Raw genomic sequence first — 11391 nt, 5'->3', positions numbered from 1 at the left:
GACCCCAGCCACCCGGCTGAACCAGCTGCTCACAGCGGCATGAACCCCAGCGTTGCCCCCACTACTTGACTTCGCCCCGTCCTTTCGGGGCGTGTCGTGCCAAATGAACGCGAAGGGGTTAGAGGTGAACCGTACTCACGGGCATTGAAGAGTCGGTGCCGAAGCCGATCCCGCTGGGCTCGCCGCCGTCCATGATGATGCGCGCGGCAAGCGCCGCCACCATGGCTCCGTTGTCTGTACATAACGACGACGGCGGAATGGTCAACGTTATCCCCGCCGCCTCACAGCGTTCCCGGGTCAGCTGACGGAGCCGCGAGTTTGACGCCACTCCCCCGCCCAGCAGCAACGACGTAATACCGTTCTCGCGGCACGCCAGCACCGCCTTGGACGTGATGACGTCCACCACCGCTTCCTGAAAGGACGCCGCCACATCGGCTACCGGCACCTCGACACCGCGCGCCTCGCAGTCCTCAACAAACCGTGCGACGGCTGTCTTCAACCCACTGAACGACCAGTCGTAGCGGTGCGGACCCGGCTGCTCCGCCGTACCCAGGTACTTGGGCTGGCTCAGCCCGCGCGGAAACCGGATGGCCCGGGGATCGCCCTGCGCTGCGATCCGGTCTATCGCCGGCCCGCCCGGATAGCCGAGGCCCAGGATGCGGGCCACCTTGTCGTATGCCTCGCCTGCGGCGTCATCGATGGTCGAACCCAACAGTTCGACGTCGGAAGCCAGGTTCCGCACGCGCAGAATTTCCGTGTGCCCGCCGGATACCAGCAATGCGCCGAGGTCCTTGGGCAGTTCGCCGGAGTCGAGCAGCCCCACCCCGACGTGTGCCACCAGGTGGTTCACCGCATAGAGCGGTTTCCCCGTCGCCACTGAAAGCGCCTTGGCCGCCGCAACACCGACCATGAGCGCGCCGGACAGTCCCGGGCCCGAGGTGACGGCGAGCGCATCGACGTCGGACAGCTGCACCCGAGCCTCGTCGAGTGCCTGTTGGAGCGTGGGCACCATGGCGTCGAGGTGCGCCCGGGAAGCGATTTCGGGGATGACACCGCCGAAGCGCACATGCTCGTCCATCGAGGAGGACACCGCGTTGGTCAGCAGGGCTGTTCCCCGCACAATCCCGACGCCGGTCTCGTCACAGGATGATTCGATTCCCAATACCAGGGGTTCAGACCGGTTCATGGTCGCCTTTCGCTGCGTGGGAAGAGTCGAAGATCAGCCGCATGACGTAGGCGCTCACGCCGTCCCGGTAGTAGCCGCGCCGGGTATGGATGTGTGCGAAGCCGAAACGCTCATACAGCGTCCGCGCCCTCGGATTGTCCTCCCGAACCTCAAGCAGGGTCTCAGTTGCGCCGCGGCGGCGGGCTTCATCGAGCATGCTGGTCAGCATCGCGGTGCCGATCCCCTGCCCCTCGTACTCCGGCAGCACGCCGATCGTCTGGATGTCCGCCGTCGCACCGAGCACCATGACGCCGCAGTAGCCGATCAGTTGGCCGTCAGCCTCAGCGATCAGGTACTGCCGCGTTTCAACCTGCGCGAACTCATCGAAGAACAGCTCGAGGGGCCACGCGTCGACCGGGAAGAGCTTCTGCTCCAGGCTGCCGACCGCGGGGATGTCCTGCAGGCGCATTGGACGGAGTGTGAATGTCACAGCAGCGCCTTCTTCCGTGGACCCGGCACCTTGGCATCCGACTCCCGCAGGTACAGCGGCGTGGTGGGACGCAGTGCACCACCGGCCGCTAGCGTCTGTTCGGCGACCAGTGCGAGCGCGGCGGCGTCGGGCGTGAGCTCGGTTGCGCGGGCAGGACCGGTCAACCGCTCGGCGTAAAGGCCTGCACCATGCCCGTACACGGGAAGGTCCGGAACGGTTTCCGCCGGCCCCACATACGGACCATCCACGAGCTCCGGCAGCGCAGAACCCGCGCGGTAGCGCGCCCAGTACACTTCCTTGCGGCGCGCGTCGGTGGCTACCGCGAACTCGCCTTCCGCATGAGCCGCATCGAGGGCCACCGCGTCAAGGCTCATCACCCCGTACAGCGGCACATTCCACACGAAGGAGAGCATCCGCGCTGTGGCGATCCCCGCGCGCAGCCCCGTGAACGGGCCCGGACCAACGCCGACCACGAGCGCACCCAGCTCGGTTCCCGCCACACCAGCATCAGCGAGCAACCGCTCGACGGCGGGTGCCAGCACTTCAGCATGCGAGCGCGTGTCGGTCGAGGCAAACCGTTGGAGAACGACGCCGTTGCTCACCAGCGCTGCGCTGGCCGCCGCTGAGGTATCAAGGGAAAGAATCAGCACGCTAGACCAGCGCTTCCGGTTGTAGTTTGGCCCAGCGTGGACCGTAGGCGTCGATGCGCACCTGGCGCGATTCGTCGTCGTCGTCCTCCTCAGGTACTGCTGACGGCTCTGCGGCGGAGGAGAGAACTGGGCGAACCAGCGTGAGGTGCAGCCAGCTGTCGGCGAGATGCTCCACCCGGCCGGCACCCCACTCGACCACGGTGACGGAATCCTCCAGCGTGGTTTCCAGGTCGAGGTCGTCGATTTCGGCGTCTGATTCAAGCCGGTACGCGTCGACGTGGACCAGTCCTGGCCCGCCGGTGAGCGAGGGATGATTGCGAACCAGCACGAACGTTGGCGAAATGATGCCCTCCCGCACGCCGAGCCCGCGGCCCAGCCCCTGCGTGAAGGTGGTCTTGCCCGCTCCGAGCTCCCCGGTCAGGATAAGCAGGTCACCCGCGGCGAGCCTGCTTCCAAGGCTCTCTGCTGCACGCTGCAGCTCCTCGGCTGAGGCTACGCAAAATTCCTGCGACCACACCGGATCGGTCACTGGTCAGCCTCCGCGTCGATATACCGGCGGGCAACACGGGGACTGATCCGGGTGACGATTTCGTAGTTGATCGAGCCGCTCGCCCGGGCCCAGTCGTCGGCCGTAGGCGTGCCGTCCCCGGCACCGAAGAGAACGGCCTCGGCGCCCAGCGGGCTGTCTTCCGAGTCCGCGATCCCGGTTTCCTCGAAGTCGATGACAAACTGGTCCATCGCAATCCGGCCAACCACGGGGTATAGCAGTCCGTTGACCGAAACGGGTGCACCCGTGGCGACCCGGGGGACGCCGTCGCCATAGCCCACCGGGATGAGCCCCAGCGTGGTGCGCTTGTCGGTCCGGTAGGACAGGCCGTAGGAAACGCCGTGACCTTCCGGTACTTCCTTGCAGTTGGCAATGGTGGTCCGGAAACTCATGACCGGACGGAGTCCGAGCTCGGCCGAGGACTGGCCGTCGAACGGCGAGAGCCCGTAAATACCGAGGCCCACCCGCACGAGGTCGAAATGCGCGTCCGGCCGCGACAGCGTCCCGGGAGTGTTGGCCAGGTGGCGCACTTCGAGATCCACCCCGGCGTCTTCGGCGACGGCGACAGCTTCCCGGAAGCGGTCAATCTGCTCGTCTGTCTCTTCGCGGTCCGGCTCGTCCGCGACGGCGAGGTGGGAAAAGACTCCGACAACCCGCAACAGTCCGTGCTCCTGGTGTTCAAGTGCCCGGCCGAGCAGGGCTTCCCAGTGCTCGGGCGGGCAACCGTTCCTTCCCAGCCCGGTATCGATCTTCAGGTGAACGCGCGCAGGCCGTTCGAGTCTGCGTGCTTCGGCCACCACGTGCGCCAGTTCCCACCCGGAGATGCCCAGGTCCACTCCCAGTTCGATGGCCGCCGCGAAATCACTTGCCTCGGTGTGCAGCCAGGCCAGGATGGGCGCTTCGATACCGGCTCGACGAAGTTCAACGGCTTCTGCGATATGGGCAACGCCCAGCCACGAGGCACCCGCTTGCAGCGCCGCCTTCGCCACTGGAACCGCGCCGTGCCCGTAACCGTCGGCTTTCACTACGGCCATGACGCGGGCCGGGCTGGCGATCTCTGCGATATGCCGGACGTTGTGCCGCAGCGCGGCGAGGTCGATGTCCACCCGCCGTTCCGGGACTGGTCCTGCTGAAAAACTCACAGGCCCATTCTGTCAGTTCTGAACGGGCCGTCAGGAATCCGGGTGCGCAGGTCCCGGGAACACCCTTGCGCTAGGCTTCCCGGCAGCGACAGGATGGATCATGACCTTCTCACCGAAAACGGCAATAGTCACCGGGTCCGACAGCGGCATTGGACGCGCCACAGCCGTCGCGCTCGCAGAAGCGGGTTGCGACGTCGGCATCACCTGGCACTCCGACCAGGAGGGCGCCGAAGAGACCGCCCGCCAGGTGGAAGCCACCGGCCGGAAGGCGGTCACGGCGCAGCTGGACACCACCGACGCGCCCGCGTGCGGCGACGTTATCGACCGGCTGGCTGAAGACCTGGGCGGCGTTGATGTTTTCGTGAACAACGCCGGAACCGGTGATGGAACTCCGTTCCTGGACCTGGATCTGGACACCTGGCGCACCACGGTGGGGGCAAACCTGGACGGCGCTTTTGTCTGCATTCAGCGCGCCGCGAAACGGATGGTCAGTGCGGGAAACGGTGGACGGATCATCGCGGTGACGAGCGTGCACCAGGAACAACCGCGGGTGGGCGCAGCGGCCTATGACGCTTCAAAACATGGGCTGGGCGGCCTCATCCGGACCATTGCGCTTGAGCTCAGTGATCGCGGGATCACGGCAAACACTGTTCTCCCCGGCGAGATCGCTACACCCATGACGCACGAGGAGAACGAGGATCCGCATCAGATCAGCCGCCCCGGCGTACCGCTGGGGCGCCCGGGCGACGCAGGCGAAGTCGCCGCAGTCATCGCGTTTCTTGCCTCCCCTGCCAGCAGCTATGTCACCGGCGCATCGTGGGCTGTCGACGGCGGCATGCTCCAGATGGGGCCGCAGGCAGGATCACACATCACCAGTGATGACTGGCGGTCGGTCTGACCTGGGAGCGTTAAGCCCTTACGCGTCCGACTGGGTGGCAATGGTGGCAGTCGCCCGCCGTACTGCTTCGGCAGGAACGTTCGACACGATGTCCTCCAAAAAGGCATAGCGCCGCAGCCACTGCTTCCGGACGCCGTCGCGCTCTGTGCTCATCCGCCGCCACCAGTCGGCAATGTCGCCCCAGCCCGGAGCGGCGAGCGATCCGCCCACCTCCTGAACCGACAGCGAGGCGCAGAGGTTGGCGAAAGCCAGCCGGTCTGCCAGCGGCCAACCGGCAAGGTCTCCGGTGACGAACGCCGCACCGAAACAATCGCCGGCACCCGTCGGATCATAAGCGTTTACGGGCAACGCCGGCACCCACTCCTCCTCCCCGGTCAGGGAGTCGACGGCGATCGCTCCCTGCTGCCCGACCGTCACCACAGCAACCGGGACCCGGTCGGCGAGCGCGTACAGCGCGGCCCAGGGGTCGCTGGTCCGGGTGTAAGCCATGGCCTCGGCTTCATTGGGCAGGAAGGCGTGGAAGTACTCGAGCGAGTCCAGTGCCTCCGAGGACCAGGTTCCACTGGGATCCCAGCCCACATCCCCGAAGAGCTTCATCCCCAGCGCACACGCGGCGGGCACCCACGGTTCCACCTCGGGACCGACCTCAGCAATGGCGGCCCGGCAGCGCGGCAGGTCAGCGATCAGTTCCGATGCAGAGAGCGGAGAGGGGTGCCCGTGGGTGACCATCGACCGGTCGCGGTGAACTGAGAGGGAAACCGTCACCGGCGAATGCCACTGCTCGAAGGTCCGGGACCGGGAGAGGTCAACGTGCTCCTGCCCCTGGAGGATGCTCCGGTTGAAGGCGCCGTACCCATCGTCGCCGAAGGCCGCCGCGAGGGTGGTGCGCAGTCCAAGCCTGCTCGCCGCGATCGCCTGGTTGGCCACCCCGCCCGGACACGAGCCCATCCCCTCGGCCCACACTTCCGTCCCGGCACTGGGCAGCGCATCGAGGCCGGTAAAGATAATGTCGAAGAACACCGAACCGCTCAACAGGAGGTCGAACTCCGGATCGCTCTTGGTCCGTGCTGCGGCAAGCGGGTCAAATCGGTTCAGGGCGGCCATGTACGGCACGATACTCCCCGGCCGCTCAACAGGAAGGACCACCATGAAGTTGGCTGTCATCGGCGGCGGCGGGTTCCGGGTGCCGCTCATCTACCGTGCGCTCTGCTCGGGCGCGTTTGCCGGGCTGGTGGATGAAATCTGCCTGTACGACGCCGATCCCTCCCGCGCTGCGGCCGTCGCCCTCGTGGCACACGATATGCCGCTTCCGGAGCGGGCGCAGCCGCCCCGTCTCACCGTCTGTGACCGGTTGGAGGACGCGCTGGCAGCGGCCGACGTCGTCTTCGTCGCCACCCGTCCCGGTGGGGCGGCCGGCCGCGTACGAGATGAGCGGGTGGCCATCGCGGAGGGTGCGTTGGGCCAGGAGACAGTGGGAGCGGGCGGCCTGTCCTATGCGCTGCGGTCGACTCCCGAGATGCTGGCGCTCGCTGAGACGATCACCCGGACCTGCCCGAATGCGTGGGTCATCAACTTCACCAACCCGGCTGGGATTATCACCGAAGCACTGCAGCCCGTGCTCGGCCAACGGATCATCGGGATTTGCGATTCGGCCTCAGGGCTGGTCCGGCGGGCGTCCCTTGCCGCCGGTGTGCCGCTCCCGTTGGGCTCCCTGACCGGGGTCGATTATGTGGGCCTGAACCATCTGGGCTGGTTGCGGGGTCTGGAGCACGACGGCGGTGACCTCCTGCCCACGCTCCTCGCCGACCCTGCCCGGCTGGGTTCGTTTGAGGAGGGCAGGGTGTTCGGCCCGCAGTTTCTCCATATGCTCGGAGCCCTGCCGAACGAGTACCTCTTCTACTACTACTTTCACGCCGAGGCCCGCCGGTCCGTGGTGGGCGCTGCCGAAACCCGAGGAGAATCGCTGGTTCGGCAGCAATCCGGCCTCTACCCGGCACTCCTGTCCTCAGACGAACCATTCGCCGTCTGGGAAGCGGCCCGCCGCGCCCGCGAGGAAGGACATCTGGCGGAGGCTCGCACGGCGGAGGAATCCCGGGACGAAGCGGACCTGGCCGGCGGCGGGTATGAACAGGTGGCACTCACGGTCATGCGCGCGCTACTGCGGAACGAGCCGACTGAGCTCATCGTCAACGTCCGCAACGGGAACACGATTCCCCAGCTGCCTCCCGACGCGGTGGTGGAAGTTCCCGCCCGTGTTGACGGCACCGGCGCCGCCCCTTTGCTCGTGGGCACGCCGACGCCGCACCAGCTCGGCCTGATGTCGCTGGTCAAGGCGGTGGAGCAGGACGTGATTGCCGCCGTCGTGCACGGCGACCGTTCGCTGGCGGTGCGGGCCTTCGCGCTGCATCCGCTGATCGACTCCGCCCACACCGCGCAGCGGCTGCTGCGCGGGTACGAGAACGCGTTTCCCAGGTTGCGGAGCCTTTGGCGGTAATTCCCCGGGCACCCCAACGAATCCTATGTGCCTCGCGGCGTGCGGTACCGTCGGTGTGATGCCTGACGCAATCTTCGATCACCCACGGGTCGCCCGCGTGTATGACCCTCTTGACCCCGACCGCAGCGACCTGGATACCTATGTGGACCTTGTAGACGAGTTCGGTTCCTCAGCGGTTCGGGACGTTGGTTGCGGTACGGGGACTTTGTGTTCCCGCCTGGTAACAGAGCGCGGTCTCCGCGTGTTCGGCGTCGACCCTGCCGGAGCATCGGTCGATGTCGCCCGGACCAAGCCAGGGGCAAACCGGGTGACATGGCTGGTGGGAACCGCGGTGGACGTTGCCGCAGATGCCTCCCAAAGACGGCAGTACGACCTGGCGACGATGACTGCCAACGTCGCGCAGGTCTTCCAGTGACGAATGTTGATGGCGAGTTGGTCACGTTCGAATCCCCGACGATCTTCCGAACTGATGGCGAGCGCATCGACTCCACGTCCACTCTGCGCTTCCGCTCCAAGGAGGCGCTTTGCCTCTCCCTGACCGAAGCAGGTTTCACCAGTACCGAGGTGCGTGACCTACCCTACGCGCCCGGCCGTGGCTCGCTCATTGTCGCCCGCGCCTGAGAGCTAGCGTGAGCGGGGTGCCGCTACAGCTGCAGGTGGAGGCGCAATGCGTCATCGAGCTGTGCCATAACGTCCGCTGGAGCTCGCCCAAGGACCGCGCCCAGCCGCTCGACAGCGATCGAGCGGACCTGCTCCGCCTGGGCCTTGGAATCCTGCCGCAGGCCGGTCGAGGCGGCGGGCAACAACGTCTGGAACGGGAAGATGCGGTCGGTGTTGCTGGTAACCGGTACGACGGTGACCACGCCACGGCCGAGCCGCGCCGCGATCGAGTTCGCTCGATCGTTGCTGACGATGACTGCCGGCCGTCGCTTGTTGGCCTCGCTCCCACGCACAGGGTCCAGATCGGTGAGCCGGATCTCACCGCGCAGCATCGGCGAGCCCGTCTGCTGCGGTAACGCTCCACGCCGCCTGGTCATCTGATGCTTCCCACTCGTTCCAGGCGGCTTCGTAGTCCTGCTCCAGTTCGGGCAGTCGGAGCATGCGCACGGCATGGTGCAACGCGGCCGACCTCGAGGGAAGGCCGGCGGTGCGGACAAACTCGTCGAGGATGGCTACATCTTCCTCCGGCAGACTGATACTGAGTTTCATACCTTCATACTACCGCGGTACTACTGCGAAGTGATGTAAGCCATCTCGCGCAATCCCTGTTCGAACCGTCCGCGGGATGATCTTCCCTGCGATCAACATCTGGGGGTGAGGGAAGTTGCTATGCCTCGAGCGCCTTGGCCCACAGGTTAATATCCGACTCGACGGCGAACTCGTCGATCGCGTGCAGCTCGCTGTCGCTGAAGTCGAGGTTGTTGATCGCGCCCACGCTGTCCTCGAGCTGCTTCACGCTAGACGCGCCGATCAACGCCGACGTGATGGCCGAGCCCTTGCCCTGCGGACGCAGGATCCACGCGATGGCCATTTGGGCCAGCGTCTGGCCGCGGGACTCCGCAATGCCGTTCAGGCCGCGGACCCGCCGCAGGTTGTCTTCCGACAGGTGGTCCTCGGACAGCGACTTGTTCGACGCCGCACGGGATCCTTCCGGCACCCCGTTCAGGTACTTGCTGGTCAGCAAACCCTGGGCCAGCGGCGAGAACGCAATCGAACCGGCGCCAACCTGCTCGAGGACCTCCGGCAGGTTCGGCTCGCCATTCTCCACCCAGCGGTTCAGCATCGAGTACGAGGGCTGGTGGATCAGCAGCGGCGTGCCGAGATCGCGCAGGATCGCCGCTGCCTCAGCGGTGCGCTCCGGGGAGTACGAGGAGATGCCGGCGTAGAGCGCCCGCCCAGATCGCACTGCGGTGTCCAGTGCGCCCATGGTCTCTTCCAGCGGAGTCTCCGGATCGGGGCGGTGGCTGTAGAAGATATCGACGTAGTCCAGGCCCATCCGGTTCAGGGACTGGTCGAGGCTGGCGAGCAGGTACTTCCGTGAACCGAAGTTGCCGTACGGGCCCGGCCACATGTCGTAACCGGCCTTGCTCGAAATGACGAGCTCATCCCGGAACGGCCTGAAGTCGTCCTTGAGGTGCCTGCCGAAGTTGGTCTCAGCTGACCCGTACGGAGGCCCATAGTTATTCGCAAGGTCAAAGTGATTGACCCCGAGGTCGAACGCGCGCCGCAGAATGTCCCGCTGCACATCGAACGGCTTGTCATCACCGAAGTTATGCCACAGCCCGAGCGAGACGGCCGGCAGGTGCAACCCGCTGCGTCCCACTCGTCGGTACGGCATGGTGTCATAGCGGTTGTCCGCGGGGTGAAAGGTCATGGATTCATCCTAGGTCGCCGTTGGGCCCGAGCCCGAACCACTGATCAGGCAGGAGCGCACGTAACCGCGACACCGCGGTATGCACCGGCGCTGCTCCCGCCACGAAGCCGTCCGGACGCACGAGGTAACACAGCCCCTCCTGAAGCCCCTTTCCGCTTGCCGCGGGAAATGAATGGACCTGCACATTCAATCCGTGCCCGACGGCGGCCGCCACCTCCGCATCCACCTCACCGTAGGTGTGGACCTGCCAGGTAGCAGCACGAAGCACCTCGAAATTCGGCCCGGTCCACGGCAGCCGCCTGCCGACCACCCGGCCGCGGCGCCTCCGGTGCCCGTGGTGAGCTCTGGGTCCGGAACCTGAAGCGATGGCCAACCCGGCGCCGTCGTGCGTTGAGTCGTCAGAAAAGGCACCGTCCATCCAGTAATGGATGCGGATCTGTGAGAGGTACCCAAAAAGGCGCGGAGCAAGAGGAAGCCGCGGCACGAGCCTGACCGCCGCCGGGGCAAAAAGCCGGGGCACGATCCGGCGGACGTTACGGGCCAGCCGCCGATCGGAGGTCACAATGCCGAACACCCGGTCGGTGCTGTTCACCAGCCGAAGCGCCACCGGCCGCCGCTCGGTCTCGTACCGGTCGAGGAGAGACTCCGACGCACGTCCCTGAAGTACGTCAGCGAGTTTGAACGCGAGGTTATGCGCGTCCTGCAGCCCGGTGTTCATCCCCTGCGCGCCGACGGGCGAATGGACATGCCCGGCATCCCCGGCGAGGAAGACCGGGCCTTCCCGGAAGCGAGCAGCAACCCGGTGGTGGATGCGGTACGTGGAGAACCAGAGCGACTCCCGGTAGGACACTCCGAACACCGTTTCCAAGCGCTGACGCGCCAATGATTCGGGCACTTCCTCACCACCCGTCCGCAACACGCCGAGCAGCCGATGATGGCCGCCGGGCCCCATCGGGAAACCGAGCAGGAATTCCTCCGCGCCGAAGCGCAGGTTCACGCTGTCCTCCGCGACGCCGGAGACGCCGTTGACGTCCGCGACGTAGAACGTGTGCTCGTTGGTCTGACCTTCAAAGGGAATCCCGGCCAGCTTCCGGACCGCCGAAGATCCACCGTCGGCTCCGACACAGAACCGAGCGCGGATGCGCAGTGAATCCGCCGGACCGCTGCATTCAGCGGTGACCCCGCCGCCACCCGCCGTCGGGCCATCGATCGTCAGGCCGACGAGCGCGTGCTGCCACTCCACCGTCCCGCCCAGTTCCTCCAGCCGGTCCAGCAGGATGCGCTCATTCCTGCTCTGTTCCAGGACATGCAGTCCCGGATAGGGTGTCAGCCCGGCGCCGAATTTGCCGATCGGCACTGCGCCGAAGGAACGGTTCTCATAGCCGGGACGGATCTTTACCGCCGAATACCCCTCGGCAAGCACGCGGTCCACCACCCCGAGCTGGTCGTAGATCTCCATGCTCCGCGAATGCACGCCGAGCGCCCGCGACTCACGGGTGGGCCCGCCTTTCCCGTCCACGAGTACCGCCGCGACACCGAGTTTCGCCAGCCAGGCGGCGAGCATCAGGCCGGTGGGACCGGCTCCCACCAGAAGCACATCGGTGCTGACCTCGCGCATGTGGCCTTGCCCT

The 11391-nt window shown here is 66.3% G+C and carries 14 protein-coding genes; 4 read left to right on the top strand and 10 right to left on the bottom strand.

Going from position 1 to position 11391, the window contains the following annotated elements; translation table 11 throughout:
- Positions 1 to 118 precede the first annotated feature (118 nt).
- Genes tsaD through alr form a run of 5 tightly spaced genes read right to left on the bottom strand, consistent with a single transcriptional unit; the run spans position 119 to position 3994 of the window.
- A complete protein-coding gene (gene tsaD, locus Q0877_RS09215; RefSeq protein WP_299167169.1) occupies positions 119 to 1186 on the bottom strand; it encodes a tRNA (adenosine(37)-N6)-threonylcarbamoyltransferase complex transferase subunit TsaD in 1068 nt (355 codons plus the stop codon).
- Positions 1173 to 1634, bottom strand: coding sequence for a ribosomal protein S18-alanine N-acetyltransferase (gene rimI / locus Q0877_RS09210; RefSeq protein ID WP_299167173.1), 462 nt, complete (start codon positions 1632 to 1634; stop codon positions 1173 to 1175). The genes tsaD and rimI overlap by 14 nt, the downstream gene beginning before the upstream one ends.
- Before the next feature lie 17 nt (positions 1635 to 1651).
- The gene (gene tsaB, locus Q0877_RS09205) at positions 1652 to 2305 is read right to left on the bottom strand and encodes a tRNA (adenosine(37)-N6)-threonylcarbamoyltransferase complex dimerization subunit type 1 TsaB (protein WP_299167167.1); all 654 of its coding nucleotides are present in this window, start codon (positions 2303 to 2305) and stop codon (positions 1652 to 1654) included.
- Between the two features lies 1 nt (position 2306).
- Positions 2307 to 2834 carry a tRNA (adenosine(37)-N6)-threonylcarbamoyltransferase complex ATPase subunit type 1 TsaE gene (tsaE, locus tag Q0877_RS09200; RefSeq protein WP_299167166.1) on the bottom strand — a complete coding sequence of 176 codons (528 nt, stop codon included), beginning with the start codon at positions 2832 to 2834 and terminating at the stop codon, positions 2307 to 2309.
- A complete protein-coding gene (gene alr / locus Q0877_RS09195; RefSeq protein ID WP_299167165.1) occupies positions 2831 to 3994 on the bottom strand; it encodes an alanine racemase in 1164 nt (387 codons plus the stop codon). The genes tsaE and alr overlap by 4 nt, the downstream gene beginning before the upstream one ends.
- Before the next feature lie 100 nt (positions 3995 to 4094).
- Here alr and Q0877_RS09190 point away from each other — a divergent pair, with 100 nt between their 5' ends.
- Positions 4095 to 4892, top strand: a complete 798-nt coding sequence (locus Q0877_RS09190) for an SDR family oxidoreductase (RefSeq protein WP_299167163.1) — start codon at positions 4095 to 4097, stop codon at positions 4890 to 4892.
- Positions 4893 to 4910: 18 nt separating this feature from the next.
- Here Q0877_RS09190 and Q0877_RS09185 read toward each other — a convergent pair whose 3' ends face one another.
- On the bottom strand, positions 4911 to 5996 hold the full coding sequence (locus tag Q0877_RS09185; protein ID WP_299167161.1) for a carbohydrate kinase family protein: 1086 nt from the start codon (positions 5994 to 5996) through the stop codon (positions 4911 to 4913).
- 43 nt (positions 5997 to 6039) lie between these two features.
- Between Q0877_RS09185 and Q0877_RS09180 the strand changes: the two genes are divergently transcribed.
- The 3 genes from Q0877_RS09180 to Q0877_RS09170 are packed head-to-tail and all read left to right on the top strand — an operon-like array spanning position 6040 to position 8007.
- On the top strand, positions 6040 to 7386 hold the full coding sequence (locus Q0877_RS09180) for a 6-phospho-beta-glucosidase (protein WP_299167159.1): 1347 nt from the start codon (positions 6040 to 6042) through the stop codon (positions 7384 to 7386).
- A gap of 58 nt (positions 7387 to 7444) precedes the next feature.
- Positions 7445 to 7801 carry a bifunctional 2-polyprenyl-6-hydroxyphenol methylase/3-demethylubiquinol 3-O-methyltransferase UbiG gene (locus Q0877_RS09175; RefSeq protein WP_299167158.1) on the top strand — a complete coding sequence of 119 codons (357 nt, stop codon included), beginning with the start codon at positions 7445 to 7447 and terminating at the stop codon, positions 7799 to 7801.
- Positions 7798 to 8007 carry a hypothetical protein gene (locus Q0877_RS09170; RefSeq protein ID WP_299167156.1) on the top strand — a complete coding sequence of 70 codons (210 nt, stop codon included), beginning with the start codon at positions 7798 to 7800 and terminating at the stop codon, positions 8005 to 8007. Before Q0877_RS09175 ends, Q0877_RS09170 begins: the two co-directional genes overlap by 4 nt.
- Positions 8008 to 8030: 23 nt before the next feature.
- On the opposite strand, the gene Q0877_RS09165 is transcribed toward Q0877_RS09170, so the two are convergent.
- The 4 genes from Q0877_RS09165 to Q0877_RS09150 all read right to left on the bottom strand — a co-directional run bounded on the left by Q0877_RS09165 (position 8031) and on the right by Q0877_RS09150 (position 11378).
- The gene (locus tag Q0877_RS09165; RefSeq protein ID WP_299167155.1) at positions 8031 to 8423 is read right to left on the bottom strand and encodes a type II toxin-antitoxin system PemK/MazF family toxin; all 393 of its coding nucleotides are present in this window, start codon (positions 8421 to 8423) and stop codon (positions 8031 to 8033) included.
- Positions 8365 to 8595, bottom strand: a complete 231-nt coding sequence (locus tag Q0877_RS09160) for a ribbon-helix-helix domain-containing protein (RefSeq protein WP_299167153.1) — start codon at positions 8593 to 8595, stop codon at positions 8365 to 8367. The genes Q0877_RS09165 and Q0877_RS09160 overlap by 59 nt, the downstream gene beginning before the upstream one ends.
- A 118-nt stretch (positions 8596 to 8713) precedes the next feature.
- A complete protein-coding gene (gene mgrA / locus Q0877_RS09155; protein WP_299167152.1) occupies positions 8714 to 9760 on the bottom strand; it encodes an L-glyceraldehyde 3-phosphate reductase in 1047 nt (348 codons plus the stop codon).
- A 4-nt stretch (positions 9761 to 9764) separates the two neighbouring features.
- Positions 9765 to 11378, bottom strand: a complete 1614-nt coding sequence (locus tag Q0877_RS09150) for an FAD-dependent monooxygenase (protein WP_299167151.1) — start codon at positions 11376 to 11378, stop codon at positions 9765 to 9767.
- Positions 11379 to 11391: the final 13 nt, after the last annotated feature.

Source organism: uncultured Arthrobacter sp. (assembly GCF_947495145.1).
GTDB lineage: Bacteria > Actinomycetota > Actinomycetes > Actinomycetales > Micrococcaceae > Arthrobacter_D.
The sequence above is the reverse complement of the archived record's forward strand: the minus strand, read 5'-3'. Positions and strand labels throughout refer to the sequence as shown.